The sequence below is a fragment of the Pantoea sp. Nvir genome, assembly GCF_009829915.1.
Classification (GTDB): domain Bacteria; phylum Pseudomonadota; class Gammaproteobacteria; order Enterobacterales; family Enterobacteriaceae; genus Pantoea.
The window spans coordinates 391,084-412,895 of record NZ_SZZW01000001.1 but is presented as its reverse complement, the minus strand read 5'-3'; the positions used below and the strand labels follow the sequence as shown (position 1 = coordinate 412,895).

The window sequence follows — 21,812 nt, the reverse complement described above, 5'->3', positions numbered from 1 at the left end:
AAATTGCAACACGCGTTACTACTCCTTTGGAACTGCTGTAATGATGGCATACAGATCTTCATCACTTTTTGCCGCCCGCAAGCGGCGGCAAATAGTTTTATCCGCTAGGCGTTTCGCGACTAGAGACAGGGTGTGCAGATGAGTTTTGCACTGATCCGCTGGAACTAGCAGCGCGAATAATAGATCAACCGGCTGATTATCTACCGCATTAAAAGCGATAGGTTGATAAAGACTGATAAAGACTCCTATAGCATGCAGTGCATCTTCTTCCAGCTTACCATGCGGGATTGCAATACCATTGCCTATACCAGTGCTACCCATACGTTCACGTGTTTGAATTGCTTCAAAAAGCTTTTGAGGTGACATATTGAGCTGTTGAGCCGCTATTTCGCTAATAATTTCTATTGCACGCTTTTTACTCTTGCAATGTATGCCTCTACGCGTACAGTTAGGTTTTAACACGGTGCTCATTTCTAATGTCAGTTCTTTGTTCATCATTGTTTCACTTGCAAGTTCATAGCATCATCACATGCCTGACGAATTTAAAGACTGCGTGATATCTTGTAGCGCTTGCAAAAGATGGCATAATTAGGGGGGGGTTCCTCCACTTAGACCGCCGTAAACAGCAAGCCGCACACACTCTGAAAGCGTGTAGATTAATATTTTTCAATGTGTATTTATGTCGGATGAATTGACAATCAGGAGTATCAAGCAGTCCGCCAATCGCTGTGTACATATCTTCCGCTTCTTATGTAACGTACAACATCAATACTCTTGATGTGTAACGTTCATTCTCCAATAAGACAGATCGTCTCTACTTTTAGATCAAAATGCCAATATTGATTGGATTGTTTTTATAAAAATAGTATTCCATTTTAGAAAATTTATTGTTGATAAATGCACATAATAGTTCATTTATTTCAATATGTTGTCTAGTAATGTTCAGACGCATAGGGGTTTCCTGCTTTTTTCTGTCAAACTAGCTGCTTGCGCTGGTTCGATGGAGGGATAGATAAAGATTCGCGATATTTAGCAACGGTTCGACGTGCTACTATAATACCGTACTCGGATAATATGGAGGTAAGCTTGCTATCACTCAATGGTTTAGCAGAATTTTCTACTAAGATTAATTTTTTTATTATTGCTCGAATGGCCGTTGATGAGGCTACACCTCCACCTTCGGTATTTACGTGGCTGGAAAAAAAATATTTGAGTTCAAAGATACCACGCGGGCTGTGCAGGTACTTCTGCGCCGTCACACGAGAAATAGTGGATTCATGCATATTTACGGCTTGGGCAATATCTGCCAACACCATCGGACGCATAAACTCATCGCCCTGTTCAAAAAAAGCTCGCTGCTGGTCGACAATGCAGTGTGTCACTTTCAGCAGTGTCTCATTACGGCTTTCCAGGCTTTTGATTAGCCATCGAGCTTCCTGCAAATTGCTACGTATAAACTGATTATCACTATTGTTACGCGCGGAACCGTCCATAGCCGCGTAGTGCTCATTAATCCTCAGGCGCGGCAGGCTATCATTATTAAGGTCAACCATCCAGCAATTGCCAATTTTGCGTACTAACACATCGGGAATCACATATTCTGGTATGCTGGTACACACTGCTTGTCCCGGAAGTGGATCTAGTGACTGGATAAGTAACATTGCCTCTTTCAGAACATCTTCTTTAAAACGAGTAACGCGCATCAAGCTACGAAAATCATGGTTAGCTAGCATATTAAGATGCTCTCTGACGATCAGAAGGGCTGAGGATAGAATCGGCGTAGCCTGATGAGCATTGGAGAACTGTGAGAGTTGTACCAGCAGGCAGTCGCGCAGATCGCGAGCGCCGACGCCGACAGGATCAAAGAGTTGAATACGTTTTAGTACTGTCTCGATTTCGGCCAGCATTAGCTCTTCATTGCCTAGACTATCAAGGATCTCATCAAGCGAAATAGTAAGATACCCTGTATCGTCAATAGCATCTATAATCGAAGTGGCAATAGCTCGATCGGTTTCAGTGAAAGGTGTCAAATCAACTTGCCACATCAAATAATCTTGTAGTGATTGGGTTGTTTCGCCTTGATAGACTGGTAAATCGTCATACTGGTAGTCAGTATCAGTACCTGAAGGTGTGCCCGCGGTATAGAGCGCATCCCAAGTAGCATCAAGCGGTAGATCGTCTGGTATTTCTTTCTGTTCAAGAGCATCGAGAGTGTCTTGTACTTCATTTTCCTTATACTCAAGATACTCGAGGTTGTCGACTTCTTCGTGTACTTCGGCTTGTTCCAGGAGCGGATTACTTTCTAGCGCTAGTTGTAGCTCCTGTCGAAGCTCAAGTGTAGAGAGCTGTAGTAAACGAATTGCCTGCTGCAACTGAGGAGTCATCGCTAGCTGTTGGCTAAGCCTAAGTTGTAAACCTTGCTTCATATTCAGGACAGCATTTCCTAAGCTAATGTCGTATTAACGACACCTTATCAAAGTCTGAAATCTTTGCCCAAATAAACTTGTTTAACTTGCTCATCTAAAAGAATTTCATTAGGTGTGCCATGGGCGATTAAATGGCCTTGGCTAACTATATAGGAGCGTTCGCACACTGCTAGGGTTTCTCGTACATTGTGATCGGTAATTAATACGCCGAGACCTCTAGTACGTAAGTGCTTGATGATATTTTTGATATCGATAATTGATATAGGATCCACTCCGGCAAATGGCTCATCCAGGAGTATAAATTTGGGATTCGCCGCCAGAGCACGAGCGATCTCCACGCGGCGACGTTCACCGCCTGAGAGTGCCTGACCCATGTTTCTGTGCAGATGATAGATATGGAATTCTTCCATTAGCTCATTGGCACGATCTCGACGTTGTCCTTCAGTAAGGTCGTTACGGATCTGTAGTACCGCCATCAAGTTATCATAGACACTCAGACGACGAAAAATAGATGCTTCCTGCGGTAAGTAGCCGATGCCACGACGCGCTCGCGCATGGAGTGGGAGAATGCTGATATCATCCTTGTCGATAAAAATTCGACCGCTGTCGCATGGAATAATGCCAACAACCATATAAAAAGTAGTAGTTTTACCTGCCCCGTTGGGGCCGAGCAGACCTACGATCTCACCAGATTTTACCTGTAGGCTGACATTTTTTACTACGGGACGTCCTTTATAGGACTTTGCTAGGTTTTTTGCGATGAGTATAGCCATAGCCGCCTATCAGTTTTTTTTCTGGATGTTAGTGTTTTTTTCATGTATCTGTGACGGCATAAGCACGGTTGTTACACGCTTATTCCGTCCCTGGCCATATGCCTGCATTCTTTGCTCCTTCACTAAATAGGTTATGTGGTCTCCTGTGATATTACTATCTAGCTGCTCGATATAAGCATTACCAATTAACTCAATAAAATCTTTTGCGAGTTCATAGTGCAACTTAGCGGCGTGACTATGTAGAGGTTTGCCATTATCCTGCATTTGATAAAAGGTTGCAGGATTACCATAAGCATCAACTATAGTTTTATTACTATTGCCGTTGGGACGTGTCACCAAGACTTTATCAGCAGTGATTTTGATGGTGCCCTGGGTTACGATAACGTTTCCAGTAAAAGTTGCTACATTACCTTGCAGATCTAACGCTTGCTTCTCGGATTCAACATTAATGGGTTTATCCAAATCGCTAGTCACTGCTAGCACGGGTAAGCTGGTTATTACTAGTATCACCATGATTAGGAAAAACTTAATGCTGTTGGTGTATATTTTTAATTTCATAATAAGTTTTAACCTTCCCAATCAACTGAGCGGTTTTTTTCTTTAAATTTCCACACATCTTCATACCAGCAGATCTAAAGCCTCGCCCAAAAAATATAACCTTATCGTTAGAAGTCACATTTTGTGAGATTAGGCTAACCCGCGCACTATCCGTTTTAATAAATTGAAGCTGAGAATTATGCATTAAGGTATTCACTTCAACATGTCCATATAGATACAACATATGATCATTACTCAGTCTAGCTGTATCAGCACGTGCGGACCAGTTCGGTACTTGATGTTCGTCATAAGTAGTGATGGCTGGATTGTGAAACCAGCTGACTTTATTCACTGTAAAATAGGTTATTTTATCTGATGTTATCCTGTATATCAGCGCACCTTCAGTGTTATAAATGATGGTGTTCGAATTCATGCTAATATAGGTAGATGTCTGGTTTTTAGTAGCGCTCAGCGCACTGCTTTCATCTTTGCTAGTTAGGTTCCGGCCGAGTAGTAACAGTGCAATCAAGGCTAGAATGAGCGTTATCCAACGTCTGCTTTTACTCATGCTCACTGCCTTTCGATATTATCAAAACTTTTTATAAATCATTAAAGCAAAGTTACATAATTCATGGAAAGCAGAACAATATCGGATGTTTGTCGGCGACTGTTATGCTCAGAGTCAATTTAGACCATCATTTGATTAAGCTAGATCGCCGCCGATACAGGTGACAGGGGTTTGCTCATCGGCAAGCGATAGCATCCAAGAGTTCTCAATAGACCAAACACATCCATTAGGCGCAAATTAAGTTTGGTAACATATAGCCCCCCCCAATTTTGCTAGAAATTGGCAAATGAAAAATGTTGTCACTAGGGGACACTCTACAGATCTTTAGCGCTTAGTCATTATTGACCATCATAAATTACTCATGTCCGATTATGAAGAGCCATTCATGTGAGATTAGATGAATCAGCTAGCATGCGTCTAACATTATTAGATTGCTAGATTAGCATCAGGTTTCTAAATTAGAATTAGAAGAATATTTAAAGAAATTATCTTTCATGTTCATATTACCCCTGCACGCAACAGGTCATGCATATGTACCACACCTAGTAGCCGATAATCATCGGCTACTAGTAGTGTAGTAATATTTTTCTTTTGCATCAGATTTAATGCATCTACCGCTAGCACATTAGGGCGTATCCGAATACCTCCATGAGTCATTACTTCTGAAATAGTGGCATTTCGGAAATCAATCCCCATATCAAAGACACGGCGTAGGTCTCCGTCGGTAAAAATGCCTTCAATTTTCATGAGATCATCGACGATTACAGTCATGCCTAAATTTTTACGCGTAACCTCCAACAGCGCGTCGCGTAGTGAGGCATCACGCGTGACGTGTGGGATCTCGTTTCCGCTGTGCATAATGTCACTAACATGCAACAGTAATTTACGCCCTAGCGCACCTCCCGGATGTGATAACGCGAAATCTTCAGTAGTAAAGCCACGTGCCTCAAGCAGCGCTACCGCAAGCGCATCACCCATCACCAACGTTGCAGTAGTACTGCTAGTCGGTGTGAGACCGAGAGGACAGGCTTCCTGCAGTACTTTTATACATAGATTCACATCAGCGAGGCGACCCATGGCGCTATTAACACGACTCGTGATACAGATGAGTTTGATATGCTGCCGTTTTAATACTGGGATCAGTGCTAAAATATCATTTGATTCGCCACTGTTTGAGATAGCAAGCACTATGTCGCTGTTGTCAACCATCCCAATATCTCCGTGGTTAGCTTCGCTTGCATGCACGAAAAAAGCAGGGGTACCGGTACTAGCGAAAGTAGCAGCTATTTTTTTCCCTATATAGCCCGATTTGCCCATGCCCATCACTACCACTTTTCCTTGACAGAGATAAATCATCTCACAGGCACGTGCGAAATCGTCGTTAATATACTGGTCTAGCTGTTCTAGACTTTCACGTTCAATACGTAGTACTTCTTTTCCCGCCGTCTGAAAATTGAAATTTGCTATTGAAAGTTGAGTTGACATGACAAATCGGTCCTTTTTTATCAATAGATATAAAATGTGCTGAATCCACAAAATTATTGCCCAGACGAGAACACCACGGTAGTAGCATCTGCACTAAACGGCGATCTGGTAGATCCGTTATAGGTTATAGGAAGAGCGCAATGTAAAAAACACTGATATTTACATACCTCCCCAGTTATCGAGCGTACGTAAAGAAATGTCATTCATCCATAATACCGCCATAACTCATCAGACGACAGATTGCAGAAGGCAGGAAATATTTAATACCAATTAGTTTAAAGTTAGCGATATTTTCTTGTTTTGTTAATGTGCCTACGATACCTGCCACCAACTCGAGCGGGTTCGTACATACTACGATCAATAATTAGAGAGAGGTAGCGTTGTCGATCACCATGCGTTCGAGATTGCAGAACAATAAGCGCGGCCGCTATTTTCTTCGCGTAATATTTTCAGTGAGATGCTCATGTTTTAAAGTATTGCTATTATCCTATTCAGCGCGATATGCAATACGGTTTCCCCCAGTAAATAGATTTACCATAATGGGGATTTAGCTGAGATTGTCTTTTATGATCAGATAGTTATTAAATAACAGCAGACTATTAAGTATTTATAGAGCAGTATCAGTGTTAATTCACAGCTTACAGGGATTGCATTTTCAGTGAAAACTATATTTAAGCTAAGTGCTAAGGATAAGCAAAATATTAATGATATTGGAATATTGCACTGCTTAAAGTGGGATAACCATCATTCGTAAAACACGGTACTGATGGAACATTAAAAAATTAAAATCAAATAAATTATTAATATAGAACAAGCTGAGAACATTAAAAATTCTTCTGAATACTCTCGTACAATAGAGCTAGGATTTATAATCACAAATATACGTTGATTTTGAATGTCTAAGCTAAGTGTTAAAAGTAAATTAAATTCCGGATTTCACAAAATCAAGGTGGTAACTTTCTGTAAAGTTGTCGTGCAATAGCGTGTTACAGGCTACCATGAGTAGGCATTTATAATGCCAGAACCACAACAGTAGAGGTAATAATGGATCAACAGGAAATGAACTTGGTTGAGGTTCATGGAGTCAGTTTTTCTTACGGTGATCGTCCAATTTTTGACAAAATTTCGCTGACGGTACAGAAAGGTACAGTAACTGCTATTGTAGGCCCGTCGGGTATTGGAAAAACTACGCTGCTACATCTGATTGGCGGCCAGCTTCGGCCTAAGTGCGGGGAAATCTGGTTCCATGGTGAAAACATACCTAAGTTGTCTCGCACAAAACTTTATGAGATGCGTAAAAAGATGAGCATGTTATTTCAGTCAGGTGCACTATTCACCGAACTGACCGTTTATGAAAACGTAGCCTGGCCACTACGCGAACATACTCAGCTTCCAGCACCTCTACTACACAGTATAGTGATGATGAAGCTGGAAGCAGTGGGATTACGCGGTGTAGCGCAATTAAAACCAGGCGAGCTTTCTGGTGGCATGGCACGTCGAGCGGCTCTAGCTCGAGCTATTGCTTTAGAACCTGATCTCATTATGTTAGATGAGCCTTTCGTTGGTCAGGATCCTATCGCCATGGGCGTATTGGTAAAACTAATCGACGAGCTAAACCATTCGCTCGGCGTCACCTGTATTGTAGTGTCGCACGACGTGCCTGAGGTGTTCAGCATTGCGGATCGCGCATATGTTGTAGTCGGACAGAAGATTATTGCTCAAGGTAGTACGCAGGAACTACGAGAAAACCCCGATCCGAGTGTTCGTCAGTTTCTGGACGGAATTGCGGACGGACCTGTCCCCTTTAGATTTGCCGCTAGAGATTATCTTACTGATTTAACTAGCGTAGGGAGAATGTAATTCAATGTTGTTAAAAGTGCTGGCGTCATTGGGACACCGCGGGATCAATATTTGTTCTACCTTTGGTCGAGCAGGTCTTATGTTGTTTCACGCGCTGGTAGGTAAACCTGCTTTTCGTAAACATGCACCACTGCTGGTAAAGCAGCTTTACAACGTTGGTGTTCTATCATTGATGATCATCGTGGTCTCTGGGCTATTTATCGGTATCGTGTTGGGCCTGCAGGGATATTTAGTGCTAACAATGTATAGAGCAGAAACTAGTCTTGGTATGTTGGTTGCATTATCTCTTTTACGCGAGCTAGGACCGGTGGTGACTGCACTGTTGTTTGCAGGACGTGCCGGATCGGCGTTAACAGCCGAAATTAGTCTGATGAAGGCTACAGATCAACTCTCTAGTATGGAAATGATGGCTGTGGATCCGTTGCGCTACGTAGTGTCGCCGCGTTTCTGGGCAGGCTTCATTAGTATGCCTCTGCTCGCGTTAATTTTTACTGTGGTAGGGATGGTAGGAAGCGCTCTGGTTGGAGTCAGCTGGAAAGGGATTGATCCGGGCTTTTTTTGGTCAGTAATGCATAACATGGTAGATTTTCGTAGAGATGTGATCAACTGCATGATCAAAAGTGCCGTTTTTGCGGTGACAGTCACTTGGATTGCGTTATTTAATGGTTATGACGCAATCCCGACCTCTGAAGGAATTAGCCGCGCAACGACGCGCACCGTAGTACATACCTCACTGGCAGTGCTTGCTCTAGATTTTGTGCTGACAGCACTGATGTTTGGGAATTAATATAATGCAAAGTAGAAAAAGCGAAATTTGGGTGGGATTTTTTATGCTTCTAGCGCTGGCGTCGATGCTTTTTCTATGCCTGCGCATAGCGGATCTTAAATCACTCAGTACCCAGCGGACATGGCAACTCTATGCGACCTTTGATAACATCGGTGGTCTTAAAGTTAACTCGCCAGTTAAAATCGGAGGTGTAGTGGTCGGCCGTGTAACCAATATCTCTCTGGATCCGAAAATGCTCCTGCCACATGTCACTATAGCAATCAGTGATGAATATGCTGAAAAAATTTCTAATACTAGCTCGCTAGCGATCCGTACACAAGGTTTACTCGGCGAGCAGTTTTTAGCATTGAATTTAGGGTTTGAAGATCCAGAGTTCGACTCGACAATGTTAAAAGACGGTGACACGCTCCATGATACAAAATCAGCCATTGTTCTTGAGGATCTAGTTAGCCAATTTCTATATAAGAACGGTAGTGGCGATAATTAAACACATCAAAAAAAGATACTTAGATAGTCGACAATATCTCTATAGTTCCTGCCTCACCCCGAGAGGTAAAAAAAGATGTTTAAATACTTACTGATAGTTGTTATGTTAATGATAATGCCGCTGGTTACGGCAAAAGAAGTAGATCAAAGCAATCCTTATCAATTGATGAATGAAGCAGCATTAAAAACCTTCACACGCCTGAAGAACGAGCAGCTAAAAATTAAGAAGAATCCTAATTATCTGCGTAATATAGTTCTTGAGGAACTGTTGCCCTATGTGCAGATAAAGTATGCGGGTGCACTTGTACTAGGCCGTTACTATAGTGCAGCAACTCCGGCACAGAGCAATGCCTATTTCAATGCATTTAGCGACTATCTGGCGGAAGCATACGGCCAAATACTGGCCCTTTATCACGGCCAAACCTATCATATCCAGCCGGAAAAACCGCTAGGAAATGCTAATATTGTTGCAATTCGTGTTACCATTATCGACCCTGACGGTCGTCCTCCGGTGCACCTAGATTTTCAATGGCGTAAAAATAGCCAAAATGGCAAATGGCAGGCTTATGATATGATAGCGGAAGGGATTAGCATAATTACCACTAAGCAAAATGAGTGGAGTGATCTACTACGAACGAAAGGTATTGAAGGCCTGACCGCACGTCTTAAAAGTTACGCGGCAGAGCCGATCACACTGGATAAACATTAAAAATGCATAAGTCATTACGTTGGAAGCGCAACGCTAGCACGCTAGCGTTGCATGGTGCACTAGATCGCGATACTTTAATAGCACTATGGCAACAGCGTAATGACCTGATTAATAAGGTAGAAAACATTGATGTTTCTGGACTGATACTAATAGATTCAGCTGGTCTAGCTCTACTTATTCATCTGCAGGAGCTTGTCCGTAGACAATGTGCCGCACCGTATTTTATCGGCATCAGCGATAAATTGCAGTCGCTTATTAACCTTTATAACCTTCAGAATATTATTTTTTCTGTGGAGAAAAGTGACTAATTTCTCTTGTAACCGTAATCCCATTTTTACATTGTTTTTTTTATTTTTTTAGATTTCGTAGCTTTACTCTAAAAAAAGTCACCTATTTTATTTTTTAACTTAAATAAGTAATGAGCAATGGAAAATAGTGAAATTCAGGCATTACTGATGAAAGCACTGCCACTAGACGCAGTGTATGTCATAGGAAATGACGGCAGCCATTTTCAAGTGATTGCCGTTGGAAAGATGTTTGAAAAGCTGAGTCGTGTTAAGAAGCAGCAGGTCGTTTATGCGCCATTAATGGAATACATTGCTGATAATCGTATTCATGCAGTGTCTATTAAAATCTATACTCCTGATGAATGGAAACGTCACTGTGCCCTTAACGGTTTCTGAGTTTTTATAGAAAATCAAGCTCTATCTATTTAGTGAATTAAGAGCAGTTTTTATGGATAAATTTCGTGTGCAAGGCCCCATCTGTCTAAGTGGTGAAGTAAACATTTCTGGGGCGAAAAATGCTGCTCTTCCGATTCTGTTTGCCACGTTACTGACCGAAGAACCGGTTGAGATCCAGAATGTGCCAAAGCTGCGTGATATTGATACTACTATGAAGCTGCTCACCCATTTGGGTGCGAAAGTAGAGCGGAATGGCTCTGTACACGTCGATGCCAGCAAAGTTAATACTTACTGCGCGCCCTACGATCTAGTGAAAACTATGCGCGCCTCTATCTGGGCATTGGGGCCGCTGGTGGCTCGCTTTGGTCAGGGAGAAGTCTCCCTACCAGGAGGCTGTGCGATTGGCACACGTCCAGTAGACATGCATATTATAGGACTTGAGCAGTTAGGCGCAGTCATTAAGTTACAAGAGGGCTATGTCAAAGCATCTATCGATGGCCGTTTGAAAGGTGCGCATATCGTAATGAGTAAAGTGAGCGTCGGAGCAACAGTAACCATCATGAGTGCCGCAACGTTGGCAACCGGTGTCACCATTATCGAGAACGCAGCATGTGAGCCGGAAATTGTTGATACCGCTAATTTCCTGATCACTTTAGGAGCGCAAATCAATGGCGCTGGTACGGACAAAATCACCGTGAAAGGTATTGAGCGCTTCGGTGGAGGAGTCTATCGTATATTACCAGACCGTATTGAAACTGGTACCTTTTTAGCGGCTGCAGCAATATCTAGTGGTAGAGTGGTATGTCGTAATACCCGCCCATGCATGCTAGACGCCGTACTAGCGAAACTACACGACACAGGTGCTGATATCACAACCGGCGATGATTGGATCAGTTTGGACATGCGCGGTAAGCGTCCAAGAGCAGTGAATGTGCGTACTGCACCGTATCCTGGTTTTCCAACCGATATGCAGGCGCAATTCACGTTACTGAACTTGATCGCGAAAGGTACAAGTGTAATTACAGAAACTATCTTTGAAAACCGCTTCATGCACGTCCCTGAGCTTATCCGTATGGGCGCGCAGGCTGAGATCGAAAATAACACGGCGATCTGTCACGGTGTGAAGAAACTTTCCGGTGCACAAGTGATGGCAACTGATTTGCGTGCTTCGGCTAGTTTGGTACTAGCGGGCTGTATTGCTGAAGGTACCACTCTAGTAGATCGTATATACCATATTGATCGCGGATATGAGTACATTGAAGATAAACTAAAAGCGATAGGAGCACAGATCGAGCGCATAAGAGGTGAGTGATCCTCCTTTGGTAAACTTGAAAATAGCAAAACTACAAGTCTGAGTAGTTGGTTTTTTCCTGAATGATTTCAGAGATTGGGTGGGGATTCTCTTTGCTTTTTTTACTGCACTAAGGTAAATAAGCCACTTTTTGTGATGCAACAGTAGATGCTTCTGCACTGCAGAAGCATTGAAGCTATCAATATTCATGAACTCAATCATACTGTATATTCTCAGAAGTTATGTATCGAGTGAGCAGCAGGCTGTATTGATTGCCTTCCTTCAAGCATTCTTAGCTGGCTTTACAGTCAATAAAATTATCAATTAATTTGAATGCTGTATTGATATACAAACTATAATCTTAGATTTATTTCCCTAATCTTTAATTAGATTAGGCGAACATTATAGATGTCTATGTAGTAACTTTGAACAAATATACGAAGTTTTTCATCAACTGTAAGTGATCTCATACGCTCTAAAATGGTGAGGGAAAATCAAGATGATCATGCAACATATGATATACTATTGTTGACCTCTCTAATGACTAGTATTTCAGCTGATTAATCTAGCAAGTATCAGAATACTATACTGTGATTGGACTAAGGATAGCCTAGTTGATGACTACCATATCTTGTAAAGATCTATTCTTCTGTTCACTCTTAAATAGGTTCAAGGACTTTTAGTAGTTGCTTAAAACAACCCTTTTGATCAGATATTCTGTTACTTATTATATTTGAATTTTTCGGATGAAAAATGTTCTTGGTTATCTTTTGCTTTCTTTTCTATAATAAAGAATGAAAAGTACACTTGTCTTCTGCTTCAGATTTGCGTAGGATCTGAGTTTTATAACAGGTATTTATTGCACCTCTCGATGGAAAATTAGGTGCAGAAGGGCAGGGTTTATATGTACGCGGTTTTTCAAAGTGGTGGTAAACAACACCGAGTAAGCGAAGGCCAGACTGTTCGCTTGGAGAAACTGGACATCGCAACCGGTGAAGTCGTTGAATTTCACCAGGTGATGATGGTCGTAAATGGAGAAAATGTAAAAATCGGTACGCCACTAGTTTTAGATAGTGTGATCAAAGCTGAAATTATTGCGCACGGTCGTGGGAAGAAAATTAGAATAGTTAAATTTCGTCGTCGTAAACACTACCGTAAGCAAGCTGGTCACCGTCAGTGGTTCACGGATGTGAAAATTATTGGCATCATCGCCTGCAAGGAGATCTGAGAAATGGCACATAAAAAGGCCGGTGGCTCAAGTCGTAACGGCCGTGACTCCAATGCAAAACGTCTAGGTGTAAAGCGTTTTGGTGGTGAAACTGTTCTAGCAGGTAGCATCATCATTCGGCAGCGGGGTACTAAATTCCACGCAGGTGACAACGTAAGGTGTGGTCGTGACCACACCTTGTTCGCTACTGCAGATGGTAAAGTAAAATTTCAAGTTAAAGGACCGCATAATCGTAGATATGTTTGTATCGTTTCCGAGTAAGGTTGTTACAACGTAGGCATAGAATAAATGTCTGAATCCATAGGAAAACACTGGTATTATCCGCGGTATTTTTCTGTTTGGTTACCTGCCATACTTATGGTGTAGTATGCTTTAATGTATCCCCTTGATGAAAATCCTTTCTAATTTATCAACTAATAGTGAACGTAGAGGGACGCTTACTAGTGGGATACGCTTATTAAGCCATATTCCATGCTGTAGACGCCGTTGTTTAACGGAGAAAGAAAATGAAGTTTGTCGATGAAGCGACAATTCTGGTATCCGCCGGTGACGGTGGAGATGGTTGCGTCAGCTTCCGTCGTGAAAAATCTATTCCCAAAGGAGGTCCAGATGGTGGAGATGGCGGTGATGGCGGAGACCTTTATTTAGTAGCCGATGAGAACTTAAATACCCTCATTGACTATCGCTTTGAAAAATTTTTTCGTGCAAAACGAGGCCAGAATGGCCAAAGTCATGACTGTACTGGTAAACGTGGTCAGGACTGTATTCTTCAAGTCCCGGTTGGTACAATCGTAATTGACCAGAGTACCGGCGAAACTCTGGGTGATATGACGCACCATGATCAAAAGCTCATGGTTGCCAAAGGTGGTTGGCACGGTTTAGGTAACATGCGTTTCAAATCATCCGTCAATCGGACTCCGCGTCAAAAAACCATGGGTACGCCTGGTGAAAAGCGTTATTTACAGCTGGAGCTGAGACTGTTGGCTGATGTCGGTATGTTGGGTTTACCGAATACGGGAAAATCAACTTTTATTCGCTCTATATCGGCGGCTAAGCCAAAAGTTGCAGAATATCCGTTCACTACTCTGGTGCCAAGTTTGGGCGTAGTACGTATGGATGGAGATCAAAGCTTCGTGATCGCCGATATCCCAGGTTTGATAGAAGGCGCCGCTGAAGGCGTAGGTTTAGGTATTCGCTTTTTAAAGCATCTCGAGCGTTGTCGGTTGATGCTACACCTTATTGACATAGCACCTATTGACGAATCTAATCCGGTGAAAAACATCCGTATTATTTTTAGTGAGTTGGAAAAATATGGAAACAAATTATTCAATAAGCCGTGTTGGTTAGTGTTTAACAAAGTTGATTTGATAATTAGTAAAGATGAAGCGCAAGCGCGCGCTAAAGCAATTACTGATTCATTAGGTTGGAAAGAAAAGTATTATTTGATCTCTGCGGCAACCGGTCAAGGTATTAAAAACCTTTGCTGGAACATAATGCATTTCACTAAAACTCACTCAAAATAAGTAAAAGCAGAAAGTTGAATTTATGCGAAATAACTATAACCAAAACTCATTGGATAGTTGGAGAGGATGATGACGCCGAAGGAATTAAAATCATCTATCAATGCTCTTAGCAAGAGCTGCAGATGGTCTGCATTCTACCACAGACTTGCTAGTATTACCATATAACATATACTAATACTAGCATTTTATGGATCTAAACTTTCACATTTGATAATGCGAACTAAGAATATATAGCAGCTGCTGCTATATATTTAGCCTCTCGCTGAGAGAGAGTGCGGTAAGTAAGCATTTACCTTGGTATCAAACATGCTTTTAGAATCTCTCGTGTAGGCGAGATCCACAAGTACATTTATTAAGCTACACAGTACTTAAAAACAACATCTTTGTAAGATTGGCATCACTATATAGGTATGACGTCTTTCAGATAATGGCCTTCGATAACAATTAGATTGCGTCGTTTGCTGTAGGTAGCGCTACCTACTAGTTCTTTATTACCTATTAAATTGAACTACTAGTGGTTGAATGTAGGAATAAAATCAGGAGCATGGTACTACTTCATGTAATTTGAACTATTCGAGCGAACTTTACGTAACTGATAAAAGGTGCATCATTTAATAAATTTACAGTATTAAAAACCCTTTATCTAAAAAATAGATTTTATCAGATACTGTAATTGCCCATTACTAACACTAGTGACTGTTGCAAGTCAAGTACTACATTTATTGATCAATAGGAGCTTACTTGTGCTTGCAGCACAAATACAAAAGTAAGCCAGACATAAGTCTTAAAATTGCATCACATCGTGATATATGTTAGATAAAATAGTTCCTGCTTGCTGCTTCCGCAGCAGTAGAAAGTAAACGATGACTGGTGAGGAACTCTAGGCTAAGATACTATCAAAGTGGAAGGGTTCTTCTAGTCCATAACCTTGCTGTAAGTGAGTTTTTTATATTTGCAACCAGTGTAAAGCGCTGTAAGACTATCTATTGGAGGTCTTACTCGGGATTATGCCATTAAAACAGGATAGAGAGCGAGGAGCTTAAGGAGCTTAAATGAACCAGATTCCGATGACGTTAATGGGTGCTGAGAAGCTGCGCGAAGAACTTAACGAACTCAAAATGGTAAAACGCCCGCGCATCGTCGCTGCAATTGCGGAAGCACGCGAGCACGGCGATCTGAAAGAAAACGCGGAGTATCATGCTGCTCGCGAAGAGCAGGGTTTTTGTGAAGGACGTATTCAGGAGATCCAAGCTAAACTCTCTAATGCGCGGGTGATCGATGTCACTACTATGCCAAATAATGGTCGGGTGATTTTCGGAGCAACCGTAACAGTCCTCAACATTGACACCAGAGAGGCCTCTACCTATAGGATAGTGGGCGATGACGAAGCTAATTTTAAACAAAATCTTATTTCAGTTAACTCGCCGATGGCGCGAGGTATGGTAGGTAAAGCAGTGGATGATGTTGCTATCATCAAAACTCCAGGTGGTAACGTCGAATATGAAATTATTAAGGTAGAATATCTTTAAAATAATCCTCCCTTTTATATAAGAAGGTAAAAACGCAATATAAAAAAGAATAAAAGGCTTCAAAGGAGCCTTTTATTCTATGCTAGAGCACAGATTATTTCTTGCCCGAAATGTTTGTTTGGTACAGATCGCCAATCACCCTCACTTTTTAGGCGTTGCTTTTATGCACAATATCCTCATAATTAACACCATTTTTTCGTCTTCTGAGGCCATTGTAACTTTCATTAACTCATTAATATGTTTTAGCACAAATTAAATTGCAGCTATTACTACCTTCAGTCAGATTATTTCCGACTCCGGCATCTTGCTACTATTTTTAATAGATGGGTTATGCTTTTTAGGTGCTGTTTTTATTTGATACTGGGTTCATTGTATTTTTGCTAGCTTAGGGATTGAAAACGGTTTATTCGGCCGCCATCTCGGGGTTATCGCCCAATCAACATAACTTATTATAAGTTATATGTAGATTGTTAGTCGAGAAACTATAACATATCGAAAGTGTTGAGATATCTCCTTTGCTGGTTGACTAATGTTTTAGCGAGTAACATGTGAAAAAAGCAGTGATGGAAAAAAGCTATATTTTGGCATATTTGTTGAAATACAACAAAGTTACAAGCTTTTTCACTCAATTTAACCACATTAGAGCAGGTACAGCATCCAGCGGCTTCCATTTGAATATATGGTCTAGAAGATGATTCACTAACTCGAACGCACGATAACTTCCGTATTGTGCCTATGTATCTTAATTATTGCTTTAATTTTTTTAAGAAGGTTTCCGTGAAGATAGGCGATTAAAGAGTTTAGAGGGTTATGTCTAGTATAGCACCCGATATGAGTAGAAAAAGGCTAGTAGTTGATATCTCTAGGAGAAATATCAGGTAGAATCGGTGTATGAAATATGTTGGGAATTTATGTGTAAGGCGGTTTTTTTGTGGTGAATAAGTGTTTTCAAGGAAACGGCTTGAGGAATAATTTCAGAGACTTGGGTGCCTATTTAAGAAAATAAAAAAAATTATTAGCCGGCCGCTTCGTGTTCACATGAAGTGCCTATTGTATCGACAGGAAGTGAACTATAGCTAAATTAATGAAGTCGTAGCCTTATTTGGCCGCAATTCCATGTATGAAGGATATATAGTACCCTACGTTGTCTGTTAACACTGTTGTAATATGAGGTTAATCTCTTGAGTGACATGGCGAAAAACCTAATTCTCTGGTTAGTCATAGCAGTCGTGCTGATGTCGGTATTCCAAAGCTTTGGGCCCAGTGATTCGAATGGCCGTAGGGTTGATTATTCAACCTTTCTATCAGAGGTGAATCAAGATCAGATCCGCGAGGCACGCATCAACGGGCGTGAGATTAACGTACTCAAAAAAGATAGTAACAAATACACTACATATATTCCTGTCAATGATCCTAAATTACTAGATAATTTATTGACTAAGAACGTTAAAGTGGTTGGTGAACCTCCAGAAGAACCAAGCTTACTTGCTTCAATCTTCATTTCTTGGTTTCCAATGTTGCTATTAATTGGTGTATGGATCTTCTTTATGCGTCAAATGCAGGGTGGTGGAGGCAAAGGTGCAATGTCCTTTGGAAAAAGTAAAGCACGCATGCTGACGGAAGATCAGATTAAAACTACTTTTGCTGACGTTGCCGGCTGTGACGAAGCGAAAGAAGAAGTCAGTGAGCTAGTAGATTATCTACGGGAGCCTGGCCGTTTCCAGAAGTTGGGCGGTAAAATCCCGAAAGGCGTGTTGATGGTAGGTCCGCCGGGTACTGGTAAAACCTTATTGGCAAAAGCCATCGCAGGGGAGGCTAAAGTGCCGTTCTTTACTATTTCCGGTTCTGACTTCGTTGAAATGTTTGTAGGCGTTGGCGCCTCACGTGTGCGTGATATGTTCGAACAGGCAAAAAAAGCGGCTCCCTGTATCATCTTTATTGATGAAATCGACGCTGTTGGTCGTCAACGCGGTGCCGGATTAGGAGGCGGTCATGATGAACGTGAGCAAACCCTAAACCAGATGCTAGTTGAGATGGATGGTTTTGAAGGTAACGAGGGCATTATCGTGATTGCTGCGACTAACCGTCCAGATGTTCTTGATCCAGCGCTGTTACGTCCAGGCCGCTTTGACCGTCAGGTTGTAGTCGGTCTACCGGACGTACGCGGTCGTGAGCAAATCCTGAAAGTACATATGCGTCGTGTACCTTTAGCAACAGATATTGATGTAGGCATTATTGCACGCGGTACGCCAGGATTTTCTGGTGCGGATCTGGCTAACTTAGTAAACGAAGCAGCACTGTTTGCTGCACGTAGCAATAAACGTGTTGTCTCAATGATTGAGTTCGAAAAAGCAAAAGATAAAATTATGATGGGTGCAGAAAGACGTTCTATGGTAATGACGGAAGCTCAGAAGGAATCAACTGCTTATCACGAAGCAGGCCATGCTATTATTGGTCGTTTAGTGCCTGAACATGATCCAGTACACAAGGTAACAATTATCCCACGCGGTCGTGCTCTTGGAGTAACCTTCTTCCTACCGGAAGGTGATGCGATCAGCGCAAGCCGTCAGAAATTAGAAAGCCAAATTTCTACTCTTTATGGAGGTCGGCTGGCCGAAGAGATTATCTACGGTGTAGAACGTGTTTCTACCGGTGCTTCCAACGATATCAAAGTGGCTACTAATTTGGCACGTAACATGGTTACTCAATGGGGATTTTCAGAAAAGCTAGGACCGTTACTCTATGCAGAAGAAGAGAGCGAAATATTCTTAGGACGCTCAGTAGCGAAATCAAAACACATGTCTGATGAAACCGCACGTATCATCGACCAAGAAGTTAGATATATAATCGAAAGTAACTATCAGCGCGCGCGTCATATTCTAAACGAAAATGTGGACATACTTCATGCAATGAAAGACGCACTGATGAAATATGAAACCATTGATGCGCCGCAAATTGATGACCTGATGGCACGTCGTGAAGTACGTCCACCAGCAGGTTGGGAAGACCCACATAGTAACTCCGACAGCAACAGCACATCGAAAGGGCCTCATTTAATTGATGGATCTCATATGCCAAAATCTAACAATACTATATCAGGTTAATTTGATAAATAACAGGATCTTATCCTTGCAAACCCCGGTTATCCGGGGTTTTTTACATTCTTTATCAAATAATTATAGGATCTTTTACTATGAAATTATATGTTCGTGATATCCATCTTGATCTATCATTTCCGCATGTGATGGGTATTTTAAATGTCACCCCGGATTCCTTCTTTGATGGCGGAAAATATAATTCATTAGCAAATGCTCTTACATACACTAACGAGATGGTGAACGCGGGCGCAACAATTATTGATATTGGCGGCGAGTCGACACGTCCAGGTGCGTATGAAGTAAGTGTGGAAGAGGAATTAACACGTGTTATTTCTGTAGTAGAAGCGATCGCACAACGTTTTGAAGTATGGATCTCTGTTGACACCTCAAAGGCTGCAGTAATCCGAGAAGCAGCGCGAGTAGGCGCTCACATCATTAACAATATTCGTTTTTTTTCCAATCCGAGCGTGTTGGAAGCAGCGGCAGAGGTCGATTTACCAGTTTGTCTGATGCATATCCAGGGTGAGCCGCGTACCATGCAACAAAATCCTAGATATAGGGATGTTGTCAGCGAAGTGGACGCGTACTTCATAGAACAGATCACACGTTGCGAGGTTGCTGGTATTAAAAAAGCGAATCTACTCCTCGACCCTGGCTTTGGTTTCGGTAAAACTCTCAAACATAATTATGAGTTACTTGCTCATCTTAGCTACTTTCACCATTTCAAGCTGCCATTGTTGGTAGGTATATCACGTAAATCAATGATTGGTCATCTACTGAATGTCGAACCATCGCACCGGCTGATAGGAAGCCTGACCTGCGCAGTCATTGCGGCTATGCAAGGTGTACATATTATTCGTGTACATGATGTAAAAGAGACGATTGAAGCGATGCGCGTTGTCAAAGCGACACAGCAAGCAAAGGGTATAAGATATGAGCAATCGTAAGTATTTTGGTACAGATGGTATTCGCGGCAAAGTTGGCAAGGCGCCTATTACCCCTGATTTTGTATTGAAACTTGGCTGGGCGGCCGGTAAAGTATTAGCCCGTCATGGTTCCCGAAAAGTTTTGATCGGTAAAGATACGCGTATCTCTGGCTATATGCTTGAATCTGCCCTTGAAGCGGGGCTAGCGGCTGCGGGCTTATCCGCTTTTTTTACAGGCCCAATGCCGACACCTGCTATAGCTTACTTGATGCGTATCTTCCGTGCTGACGTGGGAATCGTAATCTCTGCGTCACACAACCCATTTGACGATAATGGTATCAAATTTTTCTCGGCTGAGGGTACTAAGTTACCAGATAAGGTGGAAAAAGCTATCGAGCTGGAAATGGAGAAGCCACTGACTTGTGTGAAAGCTGACAAGCTAGGGAGAGCCGGACGTATTGTAGATGCTGCAGATCGATATATTAACTTTTGTAAAGGAACCTTTCCTACAGAGTTGAGATTGAATACTTTGAAGATCGTCGTCGATTGTGCCAACGGTGCAACCTATCAGATCGCACCAAACGTGCTCAGCGATTTAGGAGCGACTGTTATAACTATTGCTAATCAGCCCGACGGTATGAATATCAATAAAGCGTGTGGCGCGACCGATTTACGCATGTTACAACAGTGCGTTCTAGCAGAAAAAGCCGATTTAGGGCTAGCCTATGATGGTGATGGCGACCGCATTATGATGGTTGACCATTTAGGAACGAAAGTAGATGGAGATCAAATCCTCTATATTATTGCGCGCGAAGGCCTGCGTCAGGGTGAGCTCCACGGTGGCGTAGTAGGCACCTTGATGAGTAATATGGGACTAGAACTAGCACTGAAGGAGCTAAATATTCCTTTTTTGCGTGCTAAAGTAGGTGATCGTTACGTTCTAGAAAAGATGCAGGAAAAGAAGTGGCGTCTCGGTGCAGAAAACTCCGGCCATATTATTTTACTTGATAAAATGAGCACCGGTGACGGCATTATAGCGAGTTTGCAAGTGCTTGCTACAATGGTGCGTAACCAAATAAGTTTGTATAATCTCTGTAAAGGCATAAAAATGCTGCCGCAGGTGCTGGTGAACGTGTGTTTTAATGGTGTCAGCGATCCGCTAAAAAATGAAAACGTGAAACAACTAACGGCAGAAGTAGAAAAAACCTTGGCCAGCCAAGGCCACGGACGCGTGCTATTGCGCAAATCTGGCACTGAGCCGCTGATTCGCGTCATGGTCGAAGGCGAGGATGAAGAGCAAGTTACTAGATTAGCTCATTTCATTGCCGATCAAATTAAGGTCCTTGCAGGTGTTAACGGTGAATAGTTTTATACGTCTTCTATTTTTAAATCTATAGAGATCGCTCTTTTTGCCATATTTAGACGAAATAAATAAAATTGTGCTTGCAGAGTTATATGGCTTTGAGTAATATTTAAAGTCTGTCCTAGTAGGATAGTAGATGGATATGATTTTACTCTGAGATCTAGCCTTGATGTGCGTTTACCGTTCAAGGAAGTGGGTTATGTATCAAGCTTTTTTGATTGTTTTTTTTATTGTAGCTATAGCTATCGTGGGTCTTATTGTACTTCAACAAGGTAAGGGAGCTGACATGGGAGCTTCTTTTGGTACAGGTGCATCTGCAACTTTGTTCGGTTCTACAGGTTCTAGCAACTTTATGACTCGCCTCACCGGTATTCTCATGGCTTTGTTTTTTATCATTAGTTTGGTTCTAGGAAACCTAAATACTAATAAATTCTCAAAAAGAAGTCAGTGGGAAAATCTGTCTGAGCCTGCTCAGAGAACACAACCTACTCAGGGACCTGCCCAGGCAGCTACATTAAATGATGATATTCCTAAATAATT

21 protein-coding genes and 1 pseudogene are annotated in these 21,812 nt (G+C 42.0%); 15 read left to right on the top strand and 7 right to left on the bottom strand.

Annotated features, from left to right (window positions below; translation table 11 throughout):
- Positions 1-18: 18 nt before the first annotated feature.
- The 7 genes from ptsN to FD729_RS05345 all read right to left on the bottom strand — a co-directional run bounded on the left by ptsN (position 19) and on the right by FD729_RS05345 (position 6,117).
- A complete protein-coding gene (ptsN, locus tag FD729_RS01520; protein WP_204162607.1) occupies positions 19-495 on the bottom strand; it encodes a PTS IIA-like nitrogen regulatory protein PtsN in 477 nt (158 codons plus the stop codon).
- 479 nt (positions 496-974) lie between these two features.
- A complete protein-coding gene (gene rpoN, locus FD729_RS01515; protein WP_159931524.1) occupies positions 975-2,426 on the bottom strand; it encodes an RNA polymerase factor sigma-54 in 1,452 nt (483 codons plus the stop codon).
- 47 nt (positions 2,427-2,473) lie between these two features.
- The gene (gene lptB / locus FD729_RS01510) at positions 2,474-3,199 is read right to left on the bottom strand and encodes an LPS export ABC transporter ATP-binding protein (protein WP_159931523.1); all 726 of its coding nucleotides are present in this window, start codon (positions 3,197-3,199) and stop codon (positions 2,474-2,476) included.
- Positions 3,200-3,208: 9 nt separating this feature from the next.
- A complete protein-coding gene (gene lptA, locus FD729_RS01505; protein WP_159931522.1) occupies positions 3,209-3,757 on the bottom strand; it encodes a lipopolysaccharide ABC transporter substrate-binding protein LptA in 549 nt (182 codons plus the stop codon).
- Complete coding sequence (gene lptC, locus FD729_RS01500) at positions 3,726-4,304, bottom strand: LPS export ABC transporter periplasmic protein LptC (protein WP_159931521.1); 579 nt, start codon at positions 4,302-4,304, stop codon at positions 3,726-3,728. The genes lptA and lptC overlap by 32 nt, the downstream gene beginning before the upstream one ends.
- Before the next feature lie 498 nt (positions 4,305-4,802).
- Positions 4,803-5,789, bottom strand: a complete 987-nt coding sequence (gene kdsD, locus FD729_RS01495) for an arabinose-5-phosphate isomerase KdsD (protein ID WP_159931520.1) — start codon at positions 5,787-5,789, stop codon at positions 4,803-4,805.
- A 199-nt stretch (positions 5,790-5,988) separates the two neighbouring features.
- Positions 5,989-6,117 carry a hypothetical protein gene (locus tag FD729_RS05345; protein WP_255456213.1) on the bottom strand — a complete coding sequence of 43 codons (129 nt, stop codon included), beginning with the start codon at positions 6,115-6,117 and terminating at the stop codon, positions 5,989-5,991.
- 716 nt (positions 6,118-6,833) lie between these two features.
- On the opposite strand from FD729_RS05345, the gene mlaF reads away from it, so the two are divergent.
- The 15 genes and pseudogenes from mlaF to secG all read left to right on the top strand — a co-directional run bounded on the left by mlaF (position 6,834) and on the right by secG (position 21,810).
- Positions 6,834-7,649 (top strand): phospholipid ABC transporter ATP-binding protein MlaF, encoded by an 816-nt coding sequence (gene mlaF / locus FD729_RS01490; protein WP_159931519.1) that lies wholly within the window; start codon positions 6,834-6,836, stop codon positions 7,647-7,649.
- A 4-nt stretch (positions 7,650-7,653) separates the two neighbouring features.
- Positions 7,654-8,436, top strand: a complete 783-nt coding sequence (gene mlaE / locus FD729_RS01485; RefSeq protein ID WP_159931518.1) for a lipid asymmetry maintenance ABC transporter permease subunit MlaE — start codon at positions 7,654-7,656, stop codon at positions 8,434-8,436.
- Between the two features lie 4 nt (positions 8,437-8,440).
- On the top strand, positions 8,441-8,923 hold the full coding sequence (gene mlaD, locus FD729_RS01480; protein WP_159931517.1) for an outer membrane lipid asymmetry maintenance protein MlaD: 483 nt from the start codon (positions 8,441-8,443) through the stop codon (positions 8,921-8,923).
- A 75-nt stretch (positions 8,924-8,998) separates the two neighbouring features.
- Positions 8,999-9,631: a phospholipid-binding protein MlaC gene (gene mlaC / locus FD729_RS01475; RefSeq protein WP_159931516.1), complete on the top strand. Its 633-nt coding sequence runs from the start codon at positions 8,999-9,001 to the stop codon at positions 9,629-9,631.
- Positions 9,632-9,633: 2 nt separating this feature from the next.
- On the top strand, positions 9,634-9,939 hold the full coding sequence (mlaB, locus tag FD729_RS01470) for a lipid asymmetry maintenance protein MlaB (RefSeq protein ID WP_159931515.1): 306 nt from the start codon (positions 9,634-9,636) through the stop codon (positions 9,937-9,939).
- Positions 9,940-10,056: 117 nt separating this feature from the next.
- Complete coding sequence (ibaG, locus tag FD729_RS01465) at positions 10,057-10,314, top strand: BolA family iron metabolism protein IbaG (RefSeq protein WP_159931514.1); 258 nt, start codon at positions 10,057-10,059, stop codon at positions 10,312-10,314.
- A 52-nt stretch (positions 10,315-10,366) separates the two neighbouring features.
- The gene (gene murA / locus FD729_RS01460) at positions 10,367-11,626 is read left to right on the top strand and encodes a UDP-N-acetylglucosamine 1-carboxyvinyltransferase (protein ID WP_159931513.1); all 1,260 of its coding nucleotides are present in this window, start codon (positions 10,367-10,369) and stop codon (positions 11,624-11,626) included.
- An 883-nt stretch (positions 11,627-12,509) separates the two neighbouring features.
- Positions 12,510-12,833 carry a 50S ribosomal protein L21 gene (gene rplU, locus FD729_RS01455; protein ID WP_159931512.1) on the top strand — a complete coding sequence of 108 codons (324 nt, stop codon included), beginning with the start codon at positions 12,510-12,512 and terminating at the stop codon, positions 12,831-12,833.
- Between the two features lie 3 nt (positions 12,834-12,836).
- Positions 12,837-13,094 (top strand): 50S ribosomal protein L27, encoded by a 258-nt coding sequence (gene rpmA / locus FD729_RS01450; RefSeq protein ID WP_159931511.1) that lies wholly within the window; start codon positions 12,837-12,839, stop codon positions 13,092-13,094.
- Positions 13,095-13,339: 245 nt separating this feature from the next.
- A pseudogene (gene cgtA, locus FD729_RS01445) lies at positions 13,340-14,466 on the top strand (Obg family GTPase CgtA).
- Positions 14,467-15,408: 942 nt separating this feature from the next.
- On the top strand, positions 15,409-15,885 hold the full coding sequence (greA, locus tag FD729_RS01440; protein ID WP_159931510.1) for a transcription elongation factor GreA: 477 nt from the start codon (positions 15,409-15,411) through the stop codon (positions 15,883-15,885).
- 1,190 nt (positions 15,886-17,075) lie between these two features.
- On the top strand, positions 17,076-18,989 hold the full coding sequence (gene ftsH, locus FD729_RS01435) for an ATP-dependent zinc metalloprotease FtsH (protein WP_159931509.1): 1,914 nt from the start codon (positions 17,076-17,078) through the stop codon (positions 18,987-18,989).
- An 89-nt stretch (positions 18,990-19,078) separates the two neighbouring features.
- Positions 19,079-19,930 carry a dihydropteroate synthase gene (gene folP / locus FD729_RS01430; RefSeq protein WP_159931508.1) on the top strand — a complete coding sequence of 284 codons (852 nt, stop codon included), beginning with the start codon at positions 19,079-19,081 and terminating at the stop codon, positions 19,928-19,930.
- The gene (glmM, locus tag FD729_RS01425; RefSeq protein ID WP_159931507.1) at positions 19,917-21,275 is read left to right on the top strand and encodes a phosphoglucosamine mutase; all 1,359 of its coding nucleotides are present in this window, start codon (positions 19,917-19,919) and stop codon (positions 21,273-21,275) included. Before folP ends, glmM begins: the two co-directional genes overlap by 14 nt.
- A 196-nt stretch (positions 21,276-21,471) precedes the next feature.
- Positions 21,472-21,810: a preprotein translocase subunit SecG gene (gene secG / locus FD729_RS01420; protein WP_159931506.1), complete on the top strand. Its 339-nt coding sequence runs from the start codon at positions 21,472-21,474 to the stop codon at positions 21,808-21,810.
- Positions 21,811-21,812 lie beyond the last annotated feature (2 nt).